The sequence below is a fragment of the Stenotrophomonas sp. GD04054 genome, assembly GCF_029836955.1.
GTDB lineage: Bacteria > Pseudomonadota > Gammaproteobacteria > Xanthomonadales > Xanthomonadaceae > Stenotrophomonas > Stenotrophomonas maltophilia_A.
In genome coordinates this window covers 1-25736 of the sequence record NZ_JAOECR010000022.1, presented here as the reverse complement: position 1 = coordinate 25736, position 25736 = coordinate 1, and the positions used below count along the sequence as shown (strand labels likewise).

The 25736-nt window shown below is 67.5% G+C and carries 19 protein-coding genes; 8 read left to right on the top strand and 11 right to left on the bottom strand.

Going from position 1 to position 25736, the window contains the following annotated elements; all coding sequences use genetic code 11:
• Positions 1-351 precede the first annotated feature (351 nt).
• Complete coding sequence (locus tag N7573_RS11995; RefSeq protein ID WP_049463266.1) at positions 352-669, bottom strand: hypothetical protein; 318 nt, start codon at positions 667-669, stop codon at positions 352-354.
• A 585-nt stretch (positions 670-1254) separates the two neighbouring features.
• Here N7573_RS11995 and N7573_RS11990 point away from each other — a divergent pair.
• Positions 1255-2106, top strand: coding sequence for an alpha/beta hydrolase-fold protein (locus N7573_RS11990; protein ID WP_279913553.1), 852 nt, complete (start codon positions 1255-1257; stop codon positions 2104-2106).
• Positions 2107-2190: 84 nt separating this feature from the next.
• Positions 2191-3129 (top strand): alpha/beta hydrolase-fold protein, encoded by a 939-nt coding sequence (locus N7573_RS11985; RefSeq protein ID WP_279913551.1) that lies wholly within the window; start codon positions 2191-2193, stop codon positions 3127-3129.
• Positions 3130-3236: 107 nt separating this feature from the next.
• On the opposite strand, the gene N7573_RS11980 is transcribed toward N7573_RS11985, so the two are convergent.
• Together N7573_RS11980 and N7573_RS11975 are read right to left on the bottom strand one after the other, a co-directional pair.
• Complete coding sequence (locus N7573_RS11980) at positions 3237-3662, bottom strand: response regulator (RefSeq protein ID WP_049400506.1); 426 nt, start codon at positions 3660-3662, stop codon at positions 3237-3239.
• Between the two features lie 94 nt (positions 3663-3756).
• A complete protein-coding gene (locus tag N7573_RS11975; protein ID WP_279913549.1) occupies positions 3757-4524 on the bottom strand; it encodes a CPBP family glutamic-type intramembrane protease in 768 nt (255 codons plus the stop codon).
• 149 nt (positions 4525-4673) lie between these two features.
• Here N7573_RS11975 and N7573_RS11970 point away from each other — a divergent pair, with 149 nt between their 5' ends.
• A complete protein-coding gene (locus tag N7573_RS11970) occupies positions 4674-4982 on the top strand; it encodes a zf-TFIIB domain-containing protein (protein ID WP_132810656.1) in 309 nt (102 codons plus the stop codon).
• Positions 4983-5095: 113 nt separating this feature from the next.
• On the opposite strand, the gene N7573_RS11965 is transcribed toward N7573_RS11970, so the two are convergent.
• The 6 genes from N7573_RS11965 to N7573_RS11940 form a co-directional block, all read right to left on the bottom strand.
• Positions 5096-5608 (bottom strand): GNAT family N-acetyltransferase, encoded by a 513-nt coding sequence (locus tag N7573_RS11965; RefSeq protein ID WP_279912000.1) that lies wholly within the window; start codon positions 5606-5608, stop codon positions 5096-5098.
• Positions 5609-5689: 81 nt separating this feature from the next.
• Positions 5690-6745: a copper resistance protein B gene (locus N7573_RS11960; protein ID WP_279912001.1), complete on the bottom strand. Its 1056-nt coding sequence runs from the start codon at positions 6743-6745 to the stop codon at positions 5690-5692.
• Positions 6742-8553, bottom strand: a complete 1812-nt coding sequence (locus tag N7573_RS11955; protein WP_032128515.1) for a copper resistance system multicopper oxidase — start codon at positions 8551-8553, stop codon at positions 6742-6744. Before N7573_RS11955 ends, N7573_RS11960 begins: the two co-directional genes overlap by 4 nt.
• Positions 8554-8628: 75 nt before the next feature.
• Positions 8629-9012, bottom strand: a complete 384-nt coding sequence (locus tag N7573_RS11950) for a CopL family metal-binding regulatory protein (RefSeq protein ID WP_279912002.1) — start codon at positions 9010-9012, stop codon at positions 8629-8631.
• 85 nt (positions 9013-9097) lie between these two features.
• Complete coding sequence (gene recQ, locus N7573_RS11945; RefSeq protein WP_279912003.1) at positions 9098-10903, bottom strand: DNA helicase RecQ; 1806 nt, start codon at positions 10901-10903, stop codon at positions 9098-9100.
• A gap of 432 nt (positions 10904-11335) precedes the next feature.
• A complete protein-coding gene (locus tag N7573_RS11940) occupies positions 11336-11884 on the bottom strand; it encodes a Dps family protein (protein WP_125892792.1) in 549 nt (182 codons plus the stop codon).
• An 86-nt stretch (positions 11885-11970) separates the two neighbouring features.
• On the opposite strand from N7573_RS11940, the gene hrpA reads away from it, so the two are divergent.
• On the top strand, positions 11971-16053 hold the full coding sequence (hrpA, locus tag N7573_RS11935; protein ID WP_279943161.1) for an ATP-dependent RNA helicase HrpA: 4083 nt from the start codon (positions 11971-11973) through the stop codon (positions 16051-16053).
• Positions 16054-16106: 53 nt separating this feature from the next.
• On the opposite strand, the gene N7573_RS11930 is transcribed toward hrpA, so the two are convergent.
• The gene (locus N7573_RS11930; protein WP_032130197.1) at positions 16107-16643 is read right to left on the bottom strand and encodes a hypothetical protein; all 537 of its coding nucleotides are present in this window, start codon (positions 16641-16643) and stop codon (positions 16107-16109) included.
• Between the two features lie 130 nt (positions 16644-16773).
• On the opposite strand from N7573_RS11930, the gene N7573_RS11925 reads away from it, so the two are divergent.
• Together N7573_RS11925 and N7573_RS11920 are read left to right on the top strand one after the other, a co-directional pair.
• Positions 16774-18930, top strand: a complete 2157-nt coding sequence (locus tag N7573_RS11925) for a bifunctional (p)ppGpp synthetase/guanosine-3',5'-bis(diphosphate) 3'-pyrophosphohydrolase (RefSeq protein ID WP_279913602.1) — start codon at positions 16774-16776, stop codon at positions 18928-18930.
• 30 nt (positions 18931-18960) lie between these two features.
• Complete coding sequence (locus tag N7573_RS11920; RefSeq protein ID WP_279913603.1) at positions 18961-20526, top strand: hypothetical protein; 1566 nt, start codon at positions 18961-18963, stop codon at positions 20524-20526.
• Here N7573_RS11920 and N7573_RS11915 read toward each other — a convergent pair.
• Positions 20523-22622, bottom strand: a complete 2100-nt coding sequence (locus tag N7573_RS11915; RefSeq protein ID WP_279913604.1) for a glycosyltransferase — start codon at positions 22620-22622, stop codon at positions 20523-20525. The two genes, N7573_RS11920 and N7573_RS11915, sit on opposite strands and share 4 nt — an antisense overlap.
• A 96-nt stretch (positions 22623-22718) precedes the next feature.
• On the opposite strand from N7573_RS11915, the gene mrcB reads away from it, so the two are divergent.
• Together mrcB and N7573_RS11905 are read left to right on the top strand one after the other, a co-directional pair.
• Positions 22719-25157, top strand: a complete 2439-nt coding sequence (gene mrcB / locus N7573_RS11910) for a penicillin-binding protein 1B (RefSeq protein ID WP_032130201.1) — start codon at positions 22719-22721, stop codon at positions 25155-25157.
• Complete coding sequence (locus N7573_RS11905; RefSeq protein WP_080355139.1) at positions 25154-25693, top strand: hypothetical protein; 540 nt, start codon at positions 25154-25156, stop codon at positions 25691-25693. The genes mrcB and N7573_RS11905 overlap by 4 nt, the downstream gene beginning before the upstream one ends.
• Positions 25694-25736: the final 43 nt, after the last annotated feature.

The window sequence follows — 25736 nt, the reverse complement described above, 5'->3', positions numbered from 1 at the left end:
ATTGCCGTTCCCGACCGCACGCTCACGATGGTTGTACGTCGCGGCACACCAGTTCGCCAACGGCTCGGCAACCGGCGTCAAACGGTGGAGTCTTGGTCGTGGATCCCGTGCATATCGCTTGAGACGCCGGAAAAATTGTCGAGTGAGCTTAGGACCTGCAATGGTTCCACGCTCGATGGGCGGAAAAATAGAGCGGCGCAACCGGTTGTTTTCAAAGGAAGCGCCAGCTTTCATTTAATCTTTTGGTCGAAGGTTCGAATCCTTCACGGCCCACCATTGCATCCAATGACCCAGGTCATTCAGAAAGGCACCGCAATGCGGTGCCTCTTTTGTGGCGCTCGTCCAGGTCAACTACTTCGTCCGCGCATTCTTCGCTTTAGCCGCCGCCGCGTCGGCAGCCTCCTGTGCGGCCGTTGCTGCCGCATTCGCAGAACGTGCCGCCTCCGCTCTTGCCGCCTCGAAATAGGTGAGCCGCTGCAGACTGGTTCTGCGTTCCAGTTCCATTGCTGCGGCGAAGCTCTCCGGATGCTTTGCAGCACAGGCCTCCTGCACCAGTTGCACGGCACGATCAGACAGCCCGGGCTGGATGTTGCCGAGCAGGCAATCGGCATACGGTACGGGCGCGGCCGGGCTGGCGGCCAGCGCGGCGATGAGCACGGCACTCAACATGCAAACCTCCTTGTAGGTTTCGAAGGGACTGGCGACCAGCCCGTCCCAAGTATGGACCGGTTCTGGGTACAACGGCGGGTACGCCGGCCGGATATCCCGGCACACCCATTCCGCCAGCCTGCGGCAGGCGAAGAACAACCCATCGCCCCCCCTTCATCCAGATGGCAGTCGGGCGTGGCCATCGACCGGCAGCGCTCAGCGGCGTGCAGCATTTCCGCCACGGTCAGCATGCCAACGGCGGCACGCTTCGCGCGTGCCATCGCGGATGCGCTTGAGGCATCCCCAGAATGCGCATCCACGCATGGCGTGGATCTACTTTCGCCTGAGAACAATCGCTGCGATGACGGCTGCGATGCCGACCGGGATCAGGACGACCGCCAGAAGAATGATCCAGTGCCAAATGCTGAAGCCCCCCATGTCCCAACTCCTCGTAGGAAACGACGAATGCTAGCAAACGCGATTGCAGTCATTTCCCGATACAGTTCAAGCATCGCGCAGCGCCGTAGCATACGTGCAGGCTTGCCGAATCGGCCGACGCCTTGGCCTTGGCGTTATGCTCGGCACTTTCCCAGGATGGGCCGCTCCATGCGCTTGATCGTGCTGTCGCTGTTGTTGTCCGCTGCCTCCGCCGCGCCGTTGATGGCCGCCGAGCCGACGCCGTCCGCACAGGCCGCCGCCGCAACCCCGCTGGTCATCGGCGAGACCTTCACCCTTGAATCGAAGGCGCTGGGCGAAACCCGCCGCATCAATGTCTACCGCCCGCAACCCTGGGGTCTGGACCCGAAGGCACCATTGCCGGTGCTGTACATGGCCGATGGCGGCATCGGCGAGGACTTCCTGCATGTGGCCGGGCTGGTGCAGGTGCTGAGCGGCAACGGCAGCATGCGTCCGTTCCTGCTGGTAGGTATCGAGAACACCGAACGCCGCCGCGACATGACGGGCCCCAGCAGCGACCCGCAGGACCAGAAGATCGCACCCCGCATCGGCGGTTCAGCGGCCTACCGCAGCTTCCTGCGCGATGAACTGATGCCGCAGGTGCGCCAACGCTACCCGACCACCGACGAGCGCGCGCTGATCGGTGAATCGCTGGCCGGCTTGTTCGTGGTCGAGACGTTGCTGCAGGAGCCGACACTGTTCAACAGCTACATCGCGCTGGACCCCAGCCTGTGGTGGAACCGGGGCACGATGTTGGCCGCTGCGGCCAAGCAGTTGCCGGCGGTGACGCGTGCGCAGCCGCGCGTATTCCTGGCCAGCAGTGGGCAGCCGGAGCTGGCTGCGTCCGCCGCGCAGTTGGCCACGCTGCTGCAGCAGGCGTCGCCGTCGCCGCTGGTGAAGTACCTGCCGCTGCCGGAGGAAACCCACGCTACGATCTATCACCCAGCCGCCTTGCAGGCGCTGCGCACGCTGTTCCCGGCACCGCCGCCGGCCTCGCCCTGATCCGGCGTGGCACTGCACCGCACGACGTGTGAGGATGCGGTAGCGGCGCCACCTGGGGGCGCCGCCCGCAACGGGAGAGCGTGGATGCAGCGTGTGCGTGGATGGAGTGTGGCGGCCTGCCTGGCCGTGAGTGGCTGTGCGATGTCGGTGGCACCACCGGCAACGCAGAGTGAAGTGAAGGAGAGCGCGGCAGCCGCTGCGCCAGGCGTGGTGCTGCCGGATACGGAAGCGTTGCGCATACATGACCCCGTGGGCCGCGACTATCCGATCTGGGTGGCGCTGCCGGCCGACTATGCGGCGCATCCGGAAAAGCACTATCCGGTGCTGTACGTGACCGATGCGCTGTACAGCTTCCCGCTGGTGCGCAGCGTGCGCAATCTGGTGGGGCAGCAGGGCGTCAACATCGAGAATTTCATCCTGGTCGGTTTGCCGCCGCAGGAAGGCCTGACTTCAAAGCAGAGCCGCTCGCGCGACTACACGCCCAGCAATCCGGCGCGCACGGTCGATGGCTATTACAGTGATGACGTCACCTACGGCGGTGCCGCGCACTACCGTGATTTCTTGGCGACACAGGTGCTGCCGATGGTCGATGCGCGTTATCGCACCGATCCCGCCCGGCGCGTGTTCGCCGGTCATTCCTATGGCGCGCTGTTCGGTACCTACGTGCTGACCACCCAGCCGGACCTGTTCAGTACCTACATCCTGTCCAGTCCTTCGTTGTGGTTCGACCAGCTTCTGCTGCCGCGCATGCAGGATGGCGCCGTCATCCCTGCGCAACCTACGCGCGTGCTGCTGTCGGTGGGTAGCTACGAGACGGACAAGCCAGGGCCACGTTATTCCACCGGCAACGACATGCTGAGGCAGACCGCGGACTTCACTGCCCAGCTGAAGCGCACGGGGCGCAAGTTGAAGGTGGACAACGTGGTGATTGACGGCGAGGACCATCTCACGGTCTACCCGCGGGTGATCACTCGCGCACTGCTGGAGGTGATGCCGGGTGAAGGGCCGTACACCGGCGGTTGATGGGGGGCTGCATCCACGCATGGCGTGGATCTACCGGTGGTGTTGACGCGGATCCATGCCGAAGAGAAACGGAATCAGTAGATCCACGCCAGGCGTGGATGATTGCCTCAGGCCGCGCTGGCCTGCGGCGGCGGTATCAACGTGGCATCCGCTGCGTGCCGGAAGCACAGCCGGATGGCGTCGAGCAGCTCGCTCATGCTGTACGGCTTGGGCAGGAAGTGGATGCCGGCGCGCAGCTGCGGCAGCACGCGGTGCTGGTCCATGCCGGAGGTGACCAGGATCGGCAGCTGTGGCAGGTGCTCACGCACGCGGTTGGCGGTTTCGATGCCGCTGATGCCGCCCAGGCAGACGTCGGTGAACAGCAGGTCGAACGGTTCGCCGGCGTTGAGCAGGCCCAGTGCGGCCTCGGCGCTGCTGACAGCGGTGACCTGGCAGGCCTGGCTTTCCAGGGCGAGGCGACTGAGTTCCTGGGTTTCCTCGGCGTCCTCGATCAGCAGGACGCGCGGTTCCACAAAGCGCTTGGACAGCAACATGACGCGGCAACTCCGGACAACAGGGGGAGCGAAAGGCGCGCAAGTATGCGCAAGCCGGTAGTGAGCCCGGCGTGCACGGCAAGCTAAGTGGGCGTTACAGCTGTCCGCGCCGTTGGCGGCGCACGTACCAGGCCAGGATTGCGACCGCGAGCAGGGCGGTGCCGATGCGCAGGCTGGTGGCCTGCCAGCCGAGCGCGACGGCGTCATCAAGGCTGAACACATTCCAGGCCAGGTTCATCGAAACGTGCAGGACCAGGCCGCACCACAGGGTGTCACCGTCGAGGTGGTCGAGCCAGGCGAAGATGAAGCCGCCGAGGGCGATCACCGCGCCGACGAACAGCGCGATGCCGCCACCGTCGAACCCACCGAAGCCCAGCCAGTGCACCATGCCGAACAGCAGCGCCTGCGGCAGCGCGAGCAGCGGCCACGGACCACGCACGATCTTCACCAGCAGCACAAAGCCCAGGCCGCGGAACAGCACTTCCTCGGCCAGTGGGAACAGCACGGCCAGCATCGTGGCGTCCAGCGCGGTCAGCGCGGTGTTCGGGGTGCCGAGCATCGCCAGGCCCAGCCAGCACGGCAGGCTGGCCAGCAACACCCACATCGGGCCGCCCCAACCATTCCCGCGCAGCCCGAGGCTGCCCAGCAGGCCCATGCCACGGGGCCGCAGCAGCGTGGCCAGCAGTAGTGCCACCAGCACCGCCAGCGCGTTGTCCAGCAGGCTGCCGCCGTAGGGTATGGGCAGGGCGGGAATCGGAGTCCCTGCGGCCGCAGCGATATCGCGCAGATTCAGGCCCAGGCCAACGCCCAGCAGGACCAGCAGCAGGCGCGCGGCGGTGGGCAGGCGGGACAACGCGGTCATGTACGCACTCCCTGCGGAACAGGGGCCCAGTGTGTGCGACTGCCGCCGCATCGGCACGCGTCGGAAGTCCCTGTGCCATCGGTCATGCGTTGCCGCACAGTCATCACCGCACAGGTACAGTCGATGCAGGACCGACAGGAGCAATGCCGATGCTGTGCCCCGTGTGCAAGACCCAGACCCTGCAGATGGCCGAACGCCATGGCATCGAGATCGACTATTGCCCCGGCTGCCGGGGCGTGTGGCTGGATCGTGGTGAACTGGACAAGATCATCGAGCGTGCCGGTGCCGGTGCGGCCGTGCCGCCGCCCGCGCCTGTGCAGCAGCATCCGGCATCCTCTCCGCCGCCGGTGATGCACCGTGATACCCGCCACTTGGGCCAGCGCTACGAGGACAATCGGGGCCACGGATACAAGAAAAAGAAGAAGGACAGCTTCCTGTCGGAGCTGTTCGACTTCTGAGGCGTTGTAGAGTCGAGCTTGCTCGACTGGCTCTTGTTACCAATAGTCGAGCAAGCTCGACTCTACGGATCAGGTGCAGTCGAGCATGGCTCGACTCTACATGGAGCGCGTGATCACGGCCGCCGCAGGATGAACTCGCGGTCGTGGGTGTCGCCGACGATGAAGTCGTACTCGCCAACCTTGCTGCAGCCGTAACGCGCATAGAAGCGCTGTGCGCCGAAATTCTCTTCCCACACGCCCACCCACAGGGTGCGGCGCTGCGGCTGGTCCAGCCAGGCCATGAACGCGTCCATCAGGCGTGCACCATGGCCGCCGTTCTGGTGTGCGGCCAGGATGTAGAACCGCTTCAGTTCGATGTCGCCGTCGCGTGCATCCGTGTGCGGCAGGGTGTTGGCACCGGCGGCCAGATAGCCGACCACCGACTCACCGTCCATCAACAGCCAGATGGCACTGCGTGGATCGGACAGTTCAATGCGTTGCGGTTCGCTGCTGTAGTGCGCCTGCAGGAAATCGTGCAGCTCCTGCGGCGGATACGAGTCGCCCCAGGTTTCGTTGTAGGTGGCAATCGCGATGGCCGACAGCGCGTCGACGTCGGCAAGGGTGGCGCGGCGGATCTGCAACGACATGGCGGTGCCTGCATTGGAACGTGGCGCAGTGTAGCCGGCCCCGGCGGCTGCCGGGGCTGGCCATTGCTCACGAACTGCTGCTCAGAACCACATGCGCACGCCGGCCACCCAGCGTGTGTCGCGTGCGTGGTCACCGGCGTAGTCGGCGGTGTCACCAAACGTGCGTTCGTGGCTGATGCCGATGTAGGGCGCGAAGCGGCGGCTGAACTCATAGCGCAGTCGCAGCCCGGCTTCGACCTTGTTCAGGCCACGGCCGATGCCGTACTCCTTTTCGTCCTTGGCCGCGACGGTGGCTTCCAGCAGCGGCTGCAGGATCAGGCGGTTGGTCAGCAGCACGTCGTACTCCACTTCGGCCTTGGCCAGCACCTGGCCGCCGGAGCCCATGTACAGCGTGGCCGAGCTCTCGAACTTGTACGGCGCCAGGCCCTGGATGCCGACCGCCGCCCACGTGCGCGAGTCGGCCGGGCGGAAGTCCTGGCGCACGCCGACCAGCACGTCCCACCATGGCGACACGCTGCGGCCATAGAGTGCTTCCAGTGACGACGATTCCGTGCGGCCACGGCTGCGTTCGCCATCGGTGCGCAGCCACAGGCGGTTGATGTTGCCGCCGATCCAACCGGTCGCCTCCCAGGCCTGACCATTGCTGCTCTTGCCATCCCAATGTTCCAGACGGTCGATCAGCAGCAGGCTGTTGATCTCCGGCGCATGCTCCATCGCACCGTGGGCGATGGGCGGGAAGGCCGCGGCGCGGTCGGCGTCGGTCGGCACCGGGATGGGTTCGCGCGGTTCGGTCGGTGCAGGCGATCCGTGGCCCATCGCGGCGTGGTCCATCGTGGAATGATCCATCGTGGAATGGTCCATCGTGGAATGGTCCATCGTGGAATGGTCCATCGTCGCCGGCTGCCTCGCGCCATGGTCCATCTTCGAGTGATCCATGGCTGAGTGGTCCATCGCACCCGAATCCATCTTCGAATGATCCATCTTCGAATGATCGACCGGTTCGACCGGTGCCTTCACGGTCTTCGCGGGCGGATCCATCGCGGCCATGTCGTGACCAGCGTGCGACTGCGCGAACACGGGCAATGCAGCGGCCAGGCCCAGGGCCAGCAGGCTGGGGGAAAGCAGTGAGCGGCTCATTCTTCGATCCTCACTTCGCGCATCATGCCCGCTTCCATGTGGTACAGCAGATGGCAGTGGTAGGCCCAGCGGCCGAGTGCATCGGCGCGCACGCGATAGCTGCGGCGGGTGCCCGGCGGCATGTCGATGGTGTGCTTGCGCAGCTGGAACTCGCCCTGTGCGTTTTCCAGATCGCTCCACACGCCGTGCAGATGGATCGGGTGCTGCATCATGGTGTCGTTGACCAGCACGATGCGCATGCGCTCGCCGTAGTTCAGCCGCAGTGGTTCGGCGCTGGCAAACGGGATGCCATCGAACGACCAGGAGAACTTCTCCATGTGTCCGGTCAGGTGCAGTTCGATCTCGCGGCTCGGCTCGCGGCCATCCGGGTCTTCGAACAGGCTGCGCATCGCGCCGTAGGTCAGCACCTGGCGGCCGTTGTCGCGCAGGCCGATGCCGGGGTCGTCCAGCTTCGGTTCGGAGGCCGAGCTCTGCATGTCCACCAGCGGGTTGTTGCGTTCGCTGGCAGGGTGCTTCGGTGCCTTGCTGGCGGCATCGCCGCCGCCGTGCGCGCCGTGGCCCATGCTGGCGCCGCAGCCACCTTCCATGCTTTTCATCGCGGCCATGTCGTGACCGCCGTGGCCACCACTGCCCATGTCGTGACCCATGTCGCTCATCGTCAGCAACGGACGTGGGTCACGCGCGGGAATCGGTGCCTGCAGGCCATGGCGAACCGCCAGTGTTCCGGCGGCGTAGCCGGTGCGGCCCATGTCCTGGCAGAAGATGGTGAAGGCGTCCTGGCCGCTCGGTTCGACGATCACATCGTAGGTTTCGGCCGGGGCGATGCGGAACTCATCGATGCTCACCGGGTGGATGTACTGGCCGTCGGCAGCGACCACGGTCATCTTCAGGCCAGGAATGCGTACGTCGAAGTAGGTCATCGACCCGCCATTGATGAAACGCAGCAGCACCTTCTCGCCGCTGCGGAACAGGCCGGTCCAGTTGCCGGCCGGGGCGGTGCCGTTCATCAGGTAGGTATAGGTGTGCGCGTTGATGTCGGAGATATCGGTGGGCGTCATCCGCATCCGGCCCCACATGCCACGGTCGGACAGCGCCGCCGACCAGCCGTCGCGTTTCGCGTCGCGCAGGAAGTCGGGCAGGGTGCGCTTGTAGTAGTTGTCGTGCTCGGCCAGCTTCTTCATGCGGCGGAACAGCGCGCCCGGGTCCATGTCGGTCCAGTCCGACAGCATGATCACGTGCTCGCGGTCGTGGTGGTACGGCGCCGGTTCGGCCGGGTCGATGATCAGCGCGCCGTACAGACCAGCCTGCTCCTGGAACATGGAGTGGCTGTGGTACCAGTAGGTGCCCGACTGCTTCAGCTCGAAGTGGTAGTGGTAGGTCTCACCAGGGCCGATGCCGTTGAAGCTCAGGCCGGGCACGCCGTCCATGTTGGCGGGCAGCAGGATGCCGTGCCAGTGGATCGAGGTCGGGTGGCGTTCCAGCGTGTTGCGCACGAACAGGTCGACGGTCTGGCCTTCGCGCCAGCGCAGGATCGGTGCCGGCAGCGAGCCGTTGACGGTGATCGCCGGGCGGGTGCGGCCGGTGAAATTGGCCAGCGATTCGCCGATGGCCAGTTCGATGCGGGTGTCGCTGAGCACGGCGGGGGCGCCGGCCAGCCGTGGGGCGGCCGTGGCGGCGGCGAGCGCGCGCTGCGGCACGCCGACAGCGGCGATGCCGGCAACCACGCCGCCGGCGGCCAGGCCCTGCACGAACAGGCGGCGCGACGGCATGGGCACAGCGCCCGGACCGGGGGGAATACGGGTATTCATGGTGGTGACTCCAGACACGTAAAGACGCCGGCAGGCGGCCGGCTGCGGTGCGCAGGGCGCACGGTGCGTGTGGAATCAGCCGATGGGAGGACGCGAAATCGGCGGCAGTGGCGGCGCCGGACGGCCAGTGGCCGGCATCGGCTGCGGGGCCAGCGACAGCGCCGGGCCGGCCATGACCGGCAACGGCAGCACTACCAGCAGCGGGTGCTGGGCACAGCTGCGCACGCAGTCCTTGATCTGGCAATGAGCATCATGGGCGGGGGCCTTGGCCTGCGGAGCCTCGTCGGCCTGCAGGCCGGCGTGGTGGTGGCAGTCGGCGGTGCCGCCATCAACGGCAGCGGCTGCGGCGTGGGCCATCCGGCCCATTTCCTCGTGACCGCTGGCCATGGCCGCGTTCAGCCCGTTGAGCAACAGGCTGAGCATGAGCACGACACGGAGCAGGGTCGAGGCCAGGGACATGACGCTAATCTAGCTGCAAGCGGGCGCGGATGCACTTCCGGCTGAATGGCCGGTTCAAGGTTGGAGCAGCACCAATGTAGAGCCGCTACCCTTCTTCGCGCACGATCTCGACCAGGCGCGGGCCGTAACGGCTCAGCTTGGTGCCGCCGATGCCGCCGACCCGGGCCAGTTCGTCCAGGCTGGTCGGGCGCTGTTCGGCGATGTTGCGCAGAGTGCTGTCGTGGAAGATCACGAAGGCCGGCACGTTCTGTTCGCGGGCCAGCTCGGCGCGCAGGCCGCGCAGGGCGTTGAACAGGGCCAGATCCTGCGGCAGCACCGACAGCCCGGTACGCTGTGCGCTGCGCTCGCGGCCGCTGGTACTGCTGGCCGGATCGCGGCGCATGCTGATCTGGCGGCGGCCGGTCAGCACGTCGCGGCTGGCATCGGTCAGGCGCAGGCCACCGTGGCCCTCGCTGTCCACTTCCAGCAAGCTGGCGGCGACCAGTTGGCGGAACACGCTGCGCCAGGTGCGTGCATCCAGGTCACGGCCGATCGCGTAGGTGCTGAGCTTGTCGTGGCCCTGCTGCTTGACCTTTTCGTTCTCGCTGCCGCGCAGGACATCGATCAGGTGGCCGACGCCGAAACGCTGGCCGCTGCGATAGACACAGCTCAGTGCCTTCTGCGCCGGAATGGTCGCGTCCCAGGAGGCGGGCGGGGTCAGGCAGTTGTCGCAGTTGCCGCAGGGCTGGGGATAGGTCTCGCCGAAACCGGCCAGCAGCACCTGGCGACGGCACTGCATCGACTCGCAGTAGCCCAGCAGGTGGTCCAGCTTGGACCGCTCCAGCTGCTTGCGCTCTTCGCCGGCTTCGGACTGCTCGATCATCTGCTTGAGCAGCACCACGTCACCCAGGCCGTAGCACAGCCAGGCCTCGGCGGCCTCGCCATCACGGCCGGCGCGGCCGGTTTCCTGGTAGTAGCCTTCCATCGACTTGGGCAGGTCGGTATGCGCGACGAAGCGCACGTCCGGCTTGTCGATGCCCATGCCGAAGGCGATGGTGGCGCACATCACGATACCGTCCTCGCGCAGGAAGCGGCGCTGGTTGCTGGCGCGTACTTCCGGTGGCAGGCCAGCATGGTAGGGCAGGGCGTTGAAGCCCTGGCCGCAGAGGAATTCGGCGGTCTCTTCGACCTTGCGCCGCGACATGCAGTAGACGATGCCGGCCTCGCCGCGGTGGCCGCGCAGGAAATCGGTCAGCTGCTTGCGGACGTTGTCCTTCTGCACCACGGTGTAGCGGATGTTGGGGCGGTCGAAGGAGCTGACGAAGTGGCGTGCTTCCTGCAGATCGAGGCGCTCGGCGATCTCGCGCTGGGTCGGCGGATCGGCGGTGGCGGTGAGCGCGATCCGCGGGATCTGTGGCCAGCGCTCGTGCAGCACGGTCAGCTGGCGGTATTCCGGGCGGAAGTCGTGGCCCCACTGCGACACGCAGTGCGCTTCGTCGATGGCGAACAGGGCGATGCGGCTGCGCGACAGCAGCGACAGGAAGCGGCCGGTTAGCAGGCGCTCGGGGGCGACATAGAGCATGTCCAGCTCGCCAGCGAGCAGTTCGCGCTCGACGCGGCCGGCGGTCTCGGCGTCCAGGGTCGAGTTCAGGTACTCGGCACGCACGCCGAGCTGGCGCAGGGCTTCGACCTGATCCTGCATCAGCGCGATCAGCGGCGAGATGACGATGCCACAACCGTCACGCAACAGGGCCGGCACCTGGTAGCAGAGCGACTTGCCGCCGCCGGTGGGCATCAGCACCAGGGCATCATGACCGGCAGCCACATGCTCCACGATGTCCTGCTGGGGACCACGGAAATCGTCGTAACCAAAGACGCGTTGAAGCAGGTCGTGCGCGGGACGGGAAGCCATCCGGCTAGTTTACCCCGGCGGGGGTGTCTCGGCAGGGCTGCGCCCTGCACCTGCAGAAGCCTGCAAGCCAGAGCAACGTCAAAGGCAACAGCCGGCTCTGGGGTGATCCGTGGGTTGGCGGGGCGGTGTTGGATTGCGGGGACGCCGCAAGTACGTCCCTGTAGGCTTGGCAGCCGCATTCATGCGGCTGACACCCCGCAATCCGACACCGCCTCGCCCTCGACAGGTTCACGCGGCTGTTGGTAGGTGTCGACCTTGGTCGACACATCTGTCAGATATCGAGTGAATTCATCCGTGTCGACCAAGGTCGACACCTACCAGAGCGGACCCCATCCCGCCAACCCACAGATAGCCAGCTTCTGCTCTGGCTCTGGCCTTGGCTTCAAGGCCTCTGCGGGTGCAGGGCGCAACCCTGCCGGGGCCCCCAAACTCTTACTGAAGCAGCGAGCGCAGCATCCAGGCGTACTTCTCGTGGGTCTGCAGGCGCTGGGTCATCAGATCCTCGGTCGGGGCGTCTTCACCCTTGGCCGCCACGTCCAGCACTTCACGTGCCGTACGGCAGACCGCTTCGTTGGCGACCACCAACTGGCGTACCATTTCACGCCAGTCCGCACTGTCGGTCAGGCCCGGTTCCTCGGCGATCGAGGTCAGCGCAGCGAATTCCCGGTAGGAGCCCGGGGCATTGAAGCCCAGCGCGCGGATGCGCTCGGCCACGTCGTCCAGTGCCGCCCACTGCTCGGTGTACTGCGTCTCGAACATGGTGTGCAGCGAGTTGAACATCGACCCGGTCACGTTCCAGTGGAAGTTGTGCGTCTTCAGGTAGAGCGTGAACGCATCGGCCTGGAAGCGCGACAGACCGTCGGCGATCTTCTTGCGGTCGCCCTGGGTGATCCCGATATCGATGTTCGGCGCCGACGGTGCCGCCGCTGCAAGCTTCTGCTTGCCGGTCTTGGCCTTGGTCGTGCTCTTGGTCTTCGCCATGGGGTTCCTCCTTGTGGAATCGTTGGCCTTCACAATAAACCGGTCGTGATGACTGGTCGCTTTCAAAGTTTTGAACGAACCGATTGATGAACTCTATCGATAAAAATCCATCGCCCCGCCTGCGCCAACAGCGCGCCGCCATCGACGGCGCCATGAGCCGCGACCGGGGCCGTTTGCTGGGGATGCTCTCGCGATGCCAGGCCAAGCCACAGGATGCGGCACTGGCCGCCACCTTCGAGCAGGCCTTGCAGGCGTCGGTGCAGCGCCGGATGACACGGGCGCAGCAGCAGCCGTCCATTACTCTGGACCCGCAGCTGCCGATTGCGCGTGAAGCCGACGCCATCATCGGGCTGATCCGCGACCACCAGGTCGTGGTGATCGCTGGTGAAACCGGCTCGGGCAAGACCACCCAGCTGCCGAAACTGTGCCTGGCCGCAGGCCGTGGCCAGGCCGGCATGATCGGCTGCACCCAGCCGCGACGGATTGCCGCACGTGCGGTGGCCAGCCGCGTGGCGCAGGAACTGCAGAGCGAACTGGGCCAGCTGGTCGGCTACCAGGTGCGCTTCAACGACAAGGTCAGCGAAGACAGCCGCATCAAGTTCATGACCGACGGCATCCTGCTGGCGGAAATTGCCAGTGACCGCTGGTTGTCGAACTACGACACGATCATCGTCGACGAGGCGCACGAACGCAGCCTCAACATCGACTTCCTGCTGGGCTACCTGAAGCAGCTGCTGCGCAAGCGCCCGGACCTGAAGCTGATCGTCACTTCGGCCACCATCGACACCGAACGCTTCGCCCAGCATTTCGACAATGCGCCGGTGATCAGCGTTGAAGGCCGCACCTACCCGGTGGAAGTGCGCTATCGCGCGCTGGAAGGCGAGGGCGAAGACCAGGGCGAACGCACCGTCAATGACGCCATCGTGTCGGCCATCGACGAGATCACCCGCCTGGATGCGCGCGGCGACGTGCTGATCTTCCTGCCGGGCGAACGCGAGATCCGCGATGCGCACCAGTCGCTGGAACGCCGCAAGTACCGCAATACCGAGGTGCTGCCGCTGTACGCGCGCCTTTCCAACCAGGACCAGGACCGGGTGTTCAACCCCGGGCCGAACCGGCGCATCGTGCTGGCCACCAACGTGGCGGAAACCTCGCTGACGGTGCCGCGCATCCGCTACGTGGTCGATCCGGGCTTTGCCCGCGTCAAGCGCTACAGCCCGCGCAACAAGCTGGACCGCCTGCACATCGAGCCGATCTCGCAGGCCAGCGCCAACCAGCGCAAGGGCCGCTGCGGCCGTATCGCCGAGGGCATCTGCTACCGCCTGTATGCCGAGGCCGATTTCCAGGCGCGGCCCGAGTTCACCGATCCGGAAATCCGCCGCTCCAGCCTGGCCGGGGTGATCCTGCGCATGCTGCAGCTGGGCCTGGGCCGCATCGAAGAGTTCCCGTTCCTGGAAGCGCCGGACGAGCGTGCGGTGGCCGATGGCTGGCAGCAGCTGACCGAACTGGGCGCGATCGACGCCGAGCGGCGCATGACCACCATCGGCAAGCAGATGGCACGCCTGCCGGTGGACGTGAAGCTGGCGCGCATGCTGGTGGCCGCGCAGGCCGCCGGCTGCCTGCGGCCGATGCTGGTGATCGCCTCGTTCCTGGGCATCCAGGACCCGCGCGAGCGCCCGCCGGAAGCGCGTGGCGCGGCCGACAGCGCGCATGCGCAGTTCGCCGATGGGCGGTCCGAATTCGTTGGTGTGCTGCGCCTGTGGGATGCCTATCGGCAGGCCCATGAAGACCTGACCCAGTCCAAGCTGCGCGACTGGTGCAGCCGCCACTTCCTTGGCTTCCTGCGCATGCGCGAGTGGCGCGAGCTGCATCGCCAACTGCGCCTGCTGTGTGAGGAACTGGGCTGGAAGGAAGAAGCCAACGAGGCCTCGATGGCACCGCTGCTGGCCGGCAGCAGTGCACCCGCCCCGGCGCGTGATGATGCCGCCGCAGTGAAAGCCACTCGTGGCCAGCTGCACCGTGCCGCGCGCCTGGCCCGCGAGGGCAAGGCCGAGGCGGCCCCGGCGCCGGTGCCCGTGCGTGCGCAGAAGGAACAGGCGCCGGTGGGCGGCGGTTTCAGCGAACGCGTGCGTGCCGCTGCGTACCAGACCCTGCACCGGGCGCTGGTGGCGGGCCTGCCGACGCAGATCGGCCACCGCACCGAGAAGGGTGACTTCCAGGCGCCGCGCCAGCGCCGCTTCCTGCCGTTCCCGGGCTCGGCCCTGTCCAAGCGTCCGCCGCCATGGCTGCTGGTGGCCAATCTGCTGGATACGCAGAAGGTGTGGGGCATGACCCTGGCGGCGATCGAGCCGGACTGGGTCATCGCCGAACTGCCGCACCTGCTGCTGCGCAAGCACTTCGACCCGCACTGGTCGCGCGCACAGGGCCAGGTGCTGGCCTCCGAGCAGATCAGCCTGTTCGGCCTGGTGCTGGCGCCGAAGAAGCCGGTGCACTACGGCCGCATCGCGCCGGGCGAAGCGCACGACATCTTCGTGCGCCAGGCACTGGTGACCGGCGAGATCAACACCCGCGCCAGCTTCGTGGCCGACAACCAGAAAGTGCTGGAGGTCGCCCGCGAGGAAGAAGCCAAGCTGCGCCGCGCCGGCATCGTGGCCGACGAGGACTGGCAGGCCCGCTGGTACCTGGACCGGGTGCCGCCACAGATCCATTCGGCGGCGGGTCTGGACACCTGGTGGAAGGGGCTGGCGCCGGAACAGCGCAAGACCCTGCACTGGTCCCTGGTCGATCTGTTGCCGGGTGAGGGCAGCGAACAGGAGCGCTATCCGAAGTACCTGCCGCTGGGCCAGGCGCGCCTGCCACTGCATTACCGCTTCGAGCCGGGTGCCGACGACGATGGCGTGACACTGGACGTACCGCTGCACCTGCTCAACGCACTCGACCCGGTGCAACTGGGCTGGCTGGCGCCGGGTTTCGTCGCCGACAAGGCCTCGGCACTGATCCGCAGCCTGCCCAAGGCGATGCGCCGCAACTACGTGCCGGCACCGGACTTCGGTCGCGCGTTCTACGAGGCGTTCCCGCAGCCCAGCGCCGATGCCATTACCGGCGAACTGGCGCGCTTCCTGTCACGTGCGACCGGCGCAACGGTGACCGCGCTCGATTTCGAGCCTGGTTCGATCGAACCGCACCTGCACATGAACCTGCGGCTGCGCGACGAGCAGGGCAAGGTGCTGGCGACCTCGCGCGATCTGGACGCACTGCGCGCGAAATTCGGTGGTCGTGCCGGCGATGCGTTCGCTGCACGCGCTGGGCGCGAGATGGCCGCCGATGGCCTGCGCACGTTCCCGGCCACGCCGATTCCGCTGCAGGTACCCGGTGAAGCGGGCGTGCCGGCTTATCCGGCGCTGCTGGACGAGGGCGACAGCGTGGCGCTGCGCATCTTTGCCGATCGCCAGCAGGCGCAGGAGGCCCATCCGCTGGGCGTGCGCCGGCTGCTGGAGATTGCCCTGGCCGAGAAGGTGAAGCAGGCGCGCAAGCAGCTGCCGGTCGGTGCCAAGACCGGCCTGTTGTATGCGGCGATCGAGTCGCAGGAGCGCCTGCGTGGCGACCTGGTCGATGCGGCGATGAACGCGGTGCTGGCCGAGGGCCTGGAAGACATCCGCGATGCGGCGGCCTTCGAACAGCGACGTGAGCATGCGGCCAAGGCGTTGTTCGGCGAGGCCATGTCGCGGCTGAAACTGGCCGAGACCATCCTGGCCCTGGTGGCGGAACTGAAGCCGATGCTGGAAGCACCGTTGATGGGTTGGGCGCGCGGCAATCTGGACGACATGGAAGCGCAGCTGGTCGGGCTGATCCATCCCGGCTTCCTGCGTGACACGCCGGCCGACGCGCTGGCGCAGTACCCGCGCTACCTGAAGGCGATGATCCTGCGTACCGAGCGTGCCAAGCGTGATCCGCCACGTGACCAGGCACGCATGCTGGAACTGCATCCGTTCCTGGAGGCGTTGGCAGCGGGGGAGCAGCAGGGACTGCGCGAACGCCCGCAATGGCAGGCCCTGCGCTGGGACCTGGAAGAGCTGCGGGTATCGCTGTTCGCGCAGGAGCTGGGTGCGCGCACCGGCATCTCGGCGAAGAAGCTGGCGCAGCGGGTGACCGCATTGCGCCAGGCGTGACGTCGTTGCTGCAGAGCCGAGCCCACGCTCGGCTCTGCAGCAACGTCACGGCGTTACTTGGTTCGGCGCACCTTCGGCTGGGTGTTCACGCCGTCGACCTTCAGGTACCACACGCCCATCACACCGGGCTTGATGCTGACGGCGGGGGACTGCTTGCGCACACCGGCCAGGGTGCTTGCATCGGTCTGCTCCCATTCCTGGCCGTTGTCCAGCACGTAGACGCGGCCTTTGCCGAAGCCGCGGAACTCGCCCTGCAGCACGCCGGTGATCGGCTCGCTGCTGCCGAAATCGAAGAAGCCGCGATTCTTCACGATCACTTCCTGACGGCCTTCCTCGCGCGCCGTTTCCCGTACGGCCGCAACCGCCTGGGTGGTGGCCGCTTCGACCTTGCCCTGCAGCCAGCGGTTCAGCGTGGCCAGTTCCTGCGCGTTGAGCTTGTCCAGGCCGGCCGCCTTGAACTCGGCCGGTGACATCTGCTGCTGCAGGTCACCCTCCACCACGCGCTGGGCCAGCGCAGGCGCCGACAGGGACAGCAACAGTGCGGCACAGGCCAGCAGCCGTAGGCGGAAACGCGGGACGATCGAGGACATGTCGGGACTCTCCTGGGTTTGCCCGCGAGTGTAGCGGCATGTCTTCATGCCAGGTGATGGTGGCCGCGGTGATTGTCCCTGAACGGCGCCGGCGCTAGTGTAGGGGCCTCTGTCTTGCCTGCTCGATGCTGTGAACCGCGCTTCCGTCCCCGGCCTGGATGCCTTGTTGAACCGCCCCTCGGCAGCCGTGCTGCCTGCTCCGCTGCGCCAGGCCCTGCGCGGGCACTGGGAAGCGCCGGACTGCGACCATCAGATGCGCGCCAGCTGGTCGGTGCTGGGCGACACCCTCGACGCACTGGCGATGCTCTCGGCCGACGAAGGCGCGGTGGTCGCGGCCCTGCTGTTCGATCTGCCCGGCCTGCGCGCCAGCCTGGAGCAACTGCCGCTGGGCAACCACAAGGCCGCAGTGATCGGCCTGCTGGATGGCCAGGATGCGGCCGACCCGGTCTGGGCACTGCATGCCGGACGTGAGGCCGGGCGCAACAGCGAGGGCCTGCGCCGCCTGCTGCTGGCGATCATCCGTGACCTGCGCGTGGTGCCCATCCTGCTGGCGCGGCAGCTGGCGCGCATGCGCGCGGCCGACAAGCTGGACGACGAGCAACGCCGCGCGCTGGCGCAGCTGACCCGCGACATCCATGCGCCGTTGGCCAACCGCCTGGGCATCTGGCAGCTGAAGTGGGAGCTGGAGGACCTGGCGTTCCGCCACCTGGAACCGGAGACCTACCGGCGCATTGCGCGGGAGGTGGACGAAACCCGCATCGCCCGCGAGCGCTACGTCGAGAACGTCAAGAAGGTGCTGTCGCGCGAACTGGTCGCGCAGGGCATCAAGGCCGAGGTCAGTGGCCGCCCGAAGCACATCTACAGCATCTGGCGGAAGATGCAGAAGAAGCGGCTGGCGTTCGACCAGCTGTACGACATCCGTGCGGTGCGCGTCATGGTCGACGATGTCGCCGCCTGCTACGCCGCGCTGGGCGTGGTGCATGCACTGTGGGCGCCGGTGCCCAGCGAGTTCGACGACTACATCGCCCGGCCCAAGGCCAACGACTATCGCTCGCTGCATACCGCCGTGGTCGGCCCGGAAGGGCGCACCATCGAAGTGCAGATCCGTACCCACGAGATGCATTCGCAGGCCGAGCTGGGCGTGGCCGCGCACTGGAAGTACAAGGAAGGCGGCAAGGGCGCGGAGAAGTCCTTCGACCGCAAGATCACCTGGATGCGCCAGCTGCTGGAGCAGGCGCAGGATGGGCAGGGCAATGAACTGGCCGGGGCGCTCGATGCCGAGCTGACCGAGGACCGGGTCTATGCACTGAGCCCGAAGGACGAGGTGCTGGACCTGCCGCAGGGCGCCACGCCGCTCGATTTCGCCTACCAGGTGCACACGATGGTGGGCCACCGCTGCCGTGGTGCGAAGGTCAATGGCCGTATCGTGCCGCTGACCTACCGCCTGCGCAGCGGCGACCGCGTCGAGATCCTGACCGGCAAGGAGGCCGATCCGCGCCGCGACTGGCTGATGCCGGCCAACGGCTTCCTGGCCAGCAACCGCTCGCGCGAAAAAGTACGCAGCTGGTTCCACAAGCTGGACCGCGCGCGCAACGTGCAGGCCGGGCGCGAACTGCTCGAGCGCGAGCTGAAGCGTCTGGGCCTGCAGCATTCTGATCTGGCGGTGGCGGCGAAGAAGTTCCATGCCGACAGCGTTGACGACCTCTACATCCAGGTGGCGCTCGGTGACACCGGCCCGAACCAGGTCAGTCGTACCCTGCTGGAAGCCGAACGTGCAGCGAGCCAGCCGACGCCCGCGCCAGCCCTGCCGCGGCCGACCGCGCGCCGCGAGAACCTGGGCAAGTCCAAGTTCACCGTGCAGGGCGTGGGCAACCTGCTGGTGCAGCTGGCGCGTTGCTGCCAGCCAGTGGCCGGTGAACCGATCGTCGGCTACCTGACCCGTAGCCGGGGTGTCACCGTGCATCGTGCAGACTGTGCCGCGCTGGCCCGGCTGGCAGCCACCAGCCCGCAGCGCATCCTGCCGGTGGAGTGGGGCCAGGCCGGTGGCGGCTACGAAGTGGACGTGGTGGTCAGCGCGGTCGACCGCCGCTGGCTGCTGAAGGACATCACCAACCTGATCGCCCAGGAAGACGCCTACGTGCTCGACATCCACAGTGACAACGTGCGCAACAGTGGCCGTGCCCACCTGCGCCTGCGCCTGAAGGTGAGCGACTACGGCCAGCTGTCGACCCTGCTGGGCAAGCTGGATGCGCTGCCCGGCGTGAGCGAGGCGCGTCGCCTCGGCTGAGCTTCACGCTGCCCCGGCTACCCTGCACGCATGGAACGCGAGCCTCCGCATCGCCCGCATGGCGCTGAACATCCTGCGCTGGACCGCGTCCGCCGCGAAGGCCGTTGGTGGTGGCTGCAGGCACGTCACGCGCGCCGGGTGTGGCGCTGGGCGCTGGTCGCGGCGCTGGCGGTGTTCGTGCTGCTGGTGCTGCTGCGCAAGCCGCTGGCCGACTGGTTCTGGGATGAGCCTCAGATTGAACAGTTGCTGGCCGAAGGCGATCGCGCACTGGCGGCTGGGCGGCTGAGTGCCGCCGATGGCAGTGGTGCGCGTGAGCGCTACCAGGCCGTGCTGGCGCTGGATGGTGATCGTCCGCAGGCCCGTGAGGGGCTGGCCCGTACCGGCGCCGCGGCCCTGCAGCAGGCCAGCGAAAAACTGCAGGCCAACGACCTCGAAGGCAGCGCGCAGGCGCTGGCACTGGCCCGGGAACTGCAGGTGCCGCAGGGCGATGCGGATGCCGTGGCACGCCAGCTGCAGGCCCGGCGCAGCGCAGGAGCCGGCATCGGTGCACTGCTGGCGCAGGCGCGCAACGCCTTTGCAGCGGGCCGGCTGGACGACGGTGACAGCAGCGCGCTGCCCCTGTTCCAGCGCATCCTGGTACTGCAGCCGGACAATCTACCGGCGCTGGAAGGTCGCGAGGACGCACTGAGCGATCTGCTGCAGCAGGCCCGCATCCTGGCCGGGCGCGGCGAGCTGGCCGAGGCAGCCGCGATACTGCAGCGTGCGCGCCAGTTCGATGCCGGCCACGCCGATCTGCCCGCCAGCCAGGAAGCACTGGCACAGGCCGTCGACCAGCGCCTGCGCCAGGCCCAGCGCGCCTTGCAGCGTCGGCAGCTGGAATCCGCAGCGAAGGGATTTCTCGCCGTGCTGGCAGTGGCGGTTGATGATTCCAGTGCCCAGCGCGGCCGCGAACAGACCTTGCAGGCGGTGCTGGCACGCAGCCAGCAGCAGGCCGACGATTTCCAGTTCGAAGCGGCGCAGGCCGATGCCGCACTGGCAGCGGAACTGGGTGCTTCGCCGGCGGCGCAACAGCAGCTCGCGCAACGCCTGCAGCGCGCCCAACAGGCGCAGAAGGCGCTGCAGCAGCCGGCGGTCAGCAACACGCAGCGCGAGCGCCAACTGCGCGACCACCTGCGCAGGATCGAGCGCGCCGAACGTGCCGGGCAATGGATCAGCCCCCCCGGGCACAGTGCGTTCGACGCGTTGCGCGAAGCGCAGTCACTGGCGCCACGCGATGCACGGGTGAAGGCTGCCGCAGCGCGGCTGCTGCCCGCCAGTCGCCGCTGCTTCGACGACAACCTGCGGCAGAACCGCGTGCAGGCCGCAGGTGCCTGCCTGCAGGCGTGGCAGACCCTGTCGCCGACCGCGGTTGGACTTCCCTCGGCACGCCTGCGCCTGGCCCAGCGCTGGCTGGCGATCGGCAGCGAACGGCTCGGCAATGGAGACCTGGCGTTTGCCGCACACGCCGCCGAACAGGCACGGTTGCTGCAACCGGACCTGGCCGAGCTGCCGGCGTTCGAAGACCGCCTGCGCCGCGCCGGCGGTCGCCCGGATTAGGTGAAGAACACCCGCTGCACGGTCGCGCGGGCAGCGTCGAGGGAGAAGTGCTCTGCGATGTTGGCCAGGCCGGCGTCGGACAACTGCTGCCACAGCTGCGGATCCTGGTACAGGCGGACCACCGCATCGGCGAAGCCCGCCGCATCATCCGCCACCAGCACGTCCTGGCCCGGGTGCAGGTGCATTCCTTCCACGGCGCAGGTGGTACCTACCACCGGCTGGCCATGGGCCATGCTCAGGTTGATCTTGCCCTTCACGCCGGCGCCGAAACGCAGCGGCGCGATGGAAATGCGTGCGCCGTCCATGTAGGGCGTGATGTCCTCGACGAAACCGTGCATCTGCACGCCGGGCTGGCGTGCGGCCAATGCCAGCAGCGATTCCGGTGTGGCGGCACCGATGCAGTGCAGGCGTACCTCGGGCAGGCGGGCGCGGATGCCGGCAAAGACTTCGCCGATGAACCACTCCATGGCATCCAGGTTCGGCGGATGGCGGAAGCCGCCGACAAACACCAGATCATGGCGCTGTTCGAACGACTTGCCCGCGCCGGCGACGTCGTGCAGGTTGGAGATCAGCTCCACCTGCACGGAAGGGGCGTCGGCCTGCAGCTGCTCGCGCTCGGCGGCACTGACCAGCACGGTGACGTCGCACTGCTCCATCACCGCCAGCTCGCTGGCGCGGGTGCGCTCGGCGGCGCGCAGCAACCCGGCATCACCGGCGACTTCGGCACCACGACGTTCGCGCAGGTAGTGCAGGTCCACGGTGTCGAACACGGTGCGGGCCTGCGGCGCATAGCGCTTCAGCAGCGGCAGGCACTCGTGGGCGACATGGTGGCGGACCAGCAGCGCCACGTGGAAACGCGCACCGTGCGTTCGCAGCCAGCTGGCGACGCCATCGAGGAACGGCGCATACCAGACTTCCACGCCCATCCGCTGCAGTGCTTCGGTGGCGGCACCGCCATGTTCGCGGCGGGTGGGAACAAACACCACATGAGCGCCGCCCTGCAGCAGCAGGCGGATCAGGTTCACCTGGCGCAGTGACGCCGAATCGCGATCCGGCTGGGGTACTTCCTCGTCCAGGATCAACACCTGGCGTCGGCCACGCAGCAGCAGCGCGGGTGACGGCACTTCGCCCACCGCCGGATGGCGGGCCAGCTCGGTGGCCCAGCGGGCGGCGAAGATGGCCTGGTTGCGCACCTGGTAGGCCTTCACACCGCTGCCGGTATCGGTGCCGTTGCTGGTGCCTTCATCGTGGATCACCCGGCTGGCTGGTTGCACCAGCACACGCAGGCCCTGGGCGCGAACGCGGAAGGCCAGGTCGGTGTCCTCGTAGTACGCCGGCTTGTAACGGGTATCGAAGCCGCCCAGCTGCTGCCAGAGGGCGCGCGGCAGCATCAGCGCCGCGCCGGAGCAGTAGTCGACGTCGCGCAGGCTGGCAAAGCGTGGGTCGTCCGCCGCCTCGAAACGGCCGTAGCTCCAGCCGCTGCCGTTGGCGAAGATCACACCCCCTGATTCCTGCAGGCGGCCATCCGGGTACAGCAGCTGGCTGCCGACCAGGCCGGCGTCGGGTGTGCTGGCGAACGTGTCCAGCAGGGCATCCAGCCAGCCCGGCTGTGGCACCGTATCGTTGTTGAGCAGCACCACATAGCGGCCGCGTGCGCGCGACACGCCATCGTTGCAGGCCTCGATGAAGCCGCCGTTGTGCTCGCGCACCTCATAGCGCAGTCCGGCGACCTGCGGCATCCACTGCACGGTGGCGTCGCTGCTGCCGTCATCCACGACCAGGATCTCGCACGCCGCCAGCGGCGGATGTGCCGCCAGGGCGCGCAGGCAGGCCAGGGTATGGCCGACGTGGTTGTAGACCGGGATGACGATACTCACTTCCGGCGTTTCGCTGAACGGCACCGTGAAGGGGGCGAAATCCTGTGCCGGCGGCAGGAAGAGCGGCGTTCGCGGCGCGGGAACGGCGCGCTGGGTATGCACGCGGATGCGCTGCCAGGTCGCCCGCCACCCACGGGTACGCAGGCTGGCCAGGCTCCGGCGGGCCAGGCCCGTGAGGCGGTTGATCAGGTATCGGATCTCGGCCAGGGACATCGCCATCCGGTTGCAACTCCAGCTTAAGCAGGGGAACCCGGGAGAATTCGCCAGCCGCAGCGGCTGGGGTAGACTCGCCAGACCCTACATTCTCGCATTCCCGTGCCCCGACGCTACGATTCCGACGACATCGACGATTTCGACGACGACGACCAGCAGGACAACGGCCCGCTGTGGCGGCGCCGGCTGATCACCTGGAGCATGGCTGCGGTCGCGTTGGGATTGGGTTTCCTCATTCCCTATACGCTGTACCTGAACCAGCAGGTGACCCAGCGTTTCGGCGAGCTGCGCTGGCAGATCCCGACGCGCGTCTACGCGCGCCCGCTGGTGCTCACCCCCGGCAAGGCGATGGATGCGTCCACGCTGAAGACCGAGCTGGCCGCCTCCGCCTACCGCGATGACGGCCAGGGCAAGGAGCCGGCCACCTATGCGGTGAACGGCGGGCGCTTCGTCATCTCCAGCCGCGGCTACAACGACGTCGATGGCCGGGTTGCCCCGCGCCGGCTCGAGTTGTCACTGGCCGATGGTGCGGTCGCCTCGCTGCGCGACGCCGACAACCGCAAGGCCTTGAAGGCCGCGCGGTTGGACCCGGCCCGCATCGCCACCCTGTACGGCCAGAAGCAGGAAGAACGCCGCCTGATCCGCATGGACGAGGCGCCGGACCTGCTGGTGACCGGCCTGCAGGCGGTGGAGGACAAGGACTTCAACCGCCACCACGGCATCGACCTGTCCGGCATCGCGCGCGCGGTGTGGGTAACCATCCGCTCCGGTGGCCAGAGCCGCCAGGGCGCCTCTACGCTGACCCAGCAGCTGGCCCGCAGCGGCCTGCTCGGCATCGGCAAGGAGCAGACGGTTACCCGCAAATTCAACGAAGTGCTCTACGCGCTGATCATGGAAGCGCGCTACGACAAGCGCACCATCTTCGAGGCCTACCTCAACCAGGTGTACCTGGGCCAGCGTGGCAGCCAGGCCATCCATGGCATGTCCTCTGGCGCCGAGTTCTGGTTCGGTCGCGACCTGCAGTCGCTGGAGACCGAGCAGATCGCTCTGCTGATCGGCCTGGTCAAGGGGCCGTCCTTCTACGACCCGCGGCGCAATCCGGAACGCGCGCTGGATCGCCGCAACTTCGTGCTGGGCAAACTGCACGAAGCCACGCTGATCGATGACGCCGAGTACCAGCGTGCGTTGAAGGCCCCGCTGGGCGTGCCCAAGACGCCGGGCCTGGTTGCCGCCAACCGCTTCCCCGCCTATGTCGATCTGGTCCGCCGCCAACTGGGTCACGACTATCCGGAATCTGCCCTGCAGGGCGCCGGCCTGAGCGTGATGACCGGTATGTCGCCGTCCGCGCAGGCCTATGCCGAAGGCGCGGTGACCCGCACCATCAAGTCGCTGGAGAGCAAGCGTCGCCCCGAACTGCAGGCCGGCATGGTGCTGACCGACGTGCACAACGGTGACGTGCTGGCGGTGATCGGCAGCCGTGAAGTGTCCGAAGTCGGCTTCAACCGCGCCATCGAGGCACAGCGCCCGGTCGGCTCGTTGCTCAAGCCGTTCGTGTACCTGCTCGCGTTGGCGCAGCCGGACCGCTACTCGCTGGCCAGCTGGGTCGACGATTCACCGGTGACCGTCCAGCTCGGCCGCGGCCGCAACTGGAACCCGGGCAACGCGGACAACCGCAGCCACGGCACCGTGCGCCTGATCGACGCGCTGGCGCATTCCTACAACCAGGCCACGGTGCGCGTGGGCATGCAGGTCGGCCCCGAGCGCGTGACCCAGCTGATCCACGTGCTGGCCGGCATCAAGGCCGAGGCGAATCCGGCGGTGATTCTCGGTTCGACCGACCAGAGCCCGTACGCGATGGCCCAGCTGTACCAGTTCCTCGCGTCCGGTGGCGAAATCCAGCCGCTGCATGCGGTGCGTGGCGTGCTCGATCCGCAGGGCAAGCTGCTCAAGCGTTACGACAAGACCCCGGCACCGGCCCAGGAAGGCGACTCGATTGCCGCCAACCTGATCAGTGTCGGCCTGCAGCAGGTGGTTGCCAGCGGCACCGCGCAGCGGCTCAACGCCGATGGCCTCGGCCGCCTGCAGCCGGCCGGCAAGACCGGTACCACCAACGATGGCCGTGACAGTTGGTACGCCGGTTACACCGGCGATCATCTGGCGGTGATCTGGATCGGCAACGACCAGAACGAGCAGGCCGGCCTGTACGGTGCCACCGGCGCGATGCGGGTCTGGTCGGGCATCTTCCAGCGCCTGCCGAGTGCGCCGCTGCGGGTCAGCAACAAGGGCCTGGACTGGCAGTCGGTGGCGCCGACCGGACTCAACAGCACGGATGAAGGCTGTCCGGGCGCGCGTCGTTTCCCGTTCGTGGTGGGCTACGCGCCGGCCTATGCACCGTGTGCGCCGGCGGTGTCGCCGGACGGGCAGGGTGCCGAAGGCGAGGGCGGTGGCTGGCGTAGCTGGTTCGGCCTGGACCGCAAGCCTGAGCCGCCTGCTGAACCTGCTGCGGCGCCCGCCGCCGCCACTCCTCCCCCGAGCCGATGATGCCGATGAACATGCGATCCCTGCTGCAGCCCCTGGCCCTGACCGGCCTCAGCCTGGCCCTGGCCGCCTGCGTCAGCAGCGCACCGCCGGTGGCCAAGCCGCCGGTTGATACCACCACGCCGGCACAGCGCCTGGCTGCGGTGGATGCGGCCGCAGGTCCGGACGACAAGGAGCTGTCGGTGCAGCCGCTGCGTGATTCGCAGGTGGAAGACCTGCGGGTGACCGCACAGACGCAGCGCCAGGCCAACGACCTGGCCGGTGCTGCCAGCAGCCTGGACCATGCGCTGGAGATCGTGGCGGGTGACCCGGCGGTGTTGCAGGAGCGTGCCGAGCTGGCGCTGTTGCAGGGCCAATGGGCACAGGCGGAGACGTTCGCGCGCAAGGCGGTGGATCTGGGCTCGAAGACCGGGCCGCTGTGCCGCCGGCACTGGGCGACGATCGAGCAGTCGCGTCTGGCGCGCGGCGAGAAGGAGAACGCGGTGTCGGCGCATGCGCAGCTGGAAGGCTGCACGGTGCCGGGGATCAAGCGGTACTGAGTTTCCGGCCAACGGCGCAGCCACTCGTGGCTGGGCATACTGC

Bases quoted from the DNA above. Each gene is read 5' to 3' on its own strand.
- N7573_RS11970 (WP_132810656.1), top strand. From the start codon at position 4,674: ATGCTGTGCCCCGTGTGCAAGACCCAGACCCTGCAGATGGCCGAACGC.
- N7573_RS11930 (WP_032130197.1), bottom strand. From the start codon at position 16,643: ATGTCCTCGATCGTCCCGCGTTTCCGCCTACGGCTGCTGGCCTGTGCC.
- hrpA (WP_279943161.1), top strand. From the start codon at position 11,971: ATGAACTCTATCGATAAAAATCCATCGCCCCGCCTGCGCCAACAGCGC.
- N7573_RS11950 (WP_279912002.1), bottom strand. From the start codon at position 9,012: ATGTCCCTGGCCTCGACCCTGCTCCGTGTCGTGCTCATGCTCAGCCTG.
- N7573_RS11985 (WP_279913551.1), top strand. From the start codon at position 2,191: ATGCAGCGTGTGCGTGGATGGAGTGTGGCGGCCTGCCTGGCCGTGAGT.
- N7573_RS11995 (WP_049463266.1), bottom strand. From the start codon at position 669: ATGTTGAGTGCCGTGCTCATCGCCGCGCTGGCCGCCAGCCCGGCCGCG.
- N7573_RS11915 (WP_279913604.1), bottom strand. From the start codon at position 22,622: ATGGCGATGTCCCTGGCCGAGATCCGATACCTGATCAACCGCCTCACG.
- N7573_RS11905 (WP_080355139.1), top strand. From the start codon at position 25,154: ATGATGCCGATGAACATGCGATCCCTGCTGCAGCCCCTGGCCCTGACC.
- N7573_RS11940 (WP_125892792.1), bottom strand. From the start codon at position 11,884: ATGGCGAAGACCAAGAGCACGACCAAGGCCAAGACCGGCAAGCAGAAG.
- N7573_RS11920 (WP_279913603.1), top strand. From the start codon at position 18,961: ATGGAACGCGAGCCTCCGCATCGCCCGCATGGCGCTGAACATCCTGCG.
- N7573_RS11960 (WP_279912001.1), bottom strand. From the start codon at position 6,745: ATGAGCCGCTCACTGCTTTCCCCCAGCCTGCTGGCCCTGGGCCTGGCC.
- N7573_RS11980 (WP_049400506.1), bottom strand. From the start codon at position 3,662: ATGTTGCTGTCCAAGCGCTTTGTGGAACCGCGCGTCCTGCTGATCGAG.
- N7573_RS11955 (WP_032128515.1), bottom strand. From the start codon at position 8,553: ATGAATACCCGTATTCCCCCCGGTCCGGGCGCTGTGCCCATGCCGTCG.
- recQ (WP_279912003.1), bottom strand. From the start codon at position 10,903: ATGGCTTCCCGTCCCGCGCACGACCTGCTTCAACGCGTCTTTGGTTAC.
- N7573_RS11965 (WP_279912000.1), bottom strand. From the start codon at position 5,608: ATGTCGTTGCAGATCCGCCGCGCCACCCTTGCCGACGTCGACGCGCTG.
- N7573_RS11990 (WP_279913553.1), top strand. From the start codon at position 1,255: ATGCGCTTGATCGTGCTGTCGCTGTTGTTGTCCGCTGCCTCCGCCGCG.
- N7573_RS11975 (WP_279913549.1), bottom strand. From the start codon at position 4,524: ATGACCGCGTTGTCCCGCCTGCCCACCGCCGCGCGCCTGCTGCTGGTC.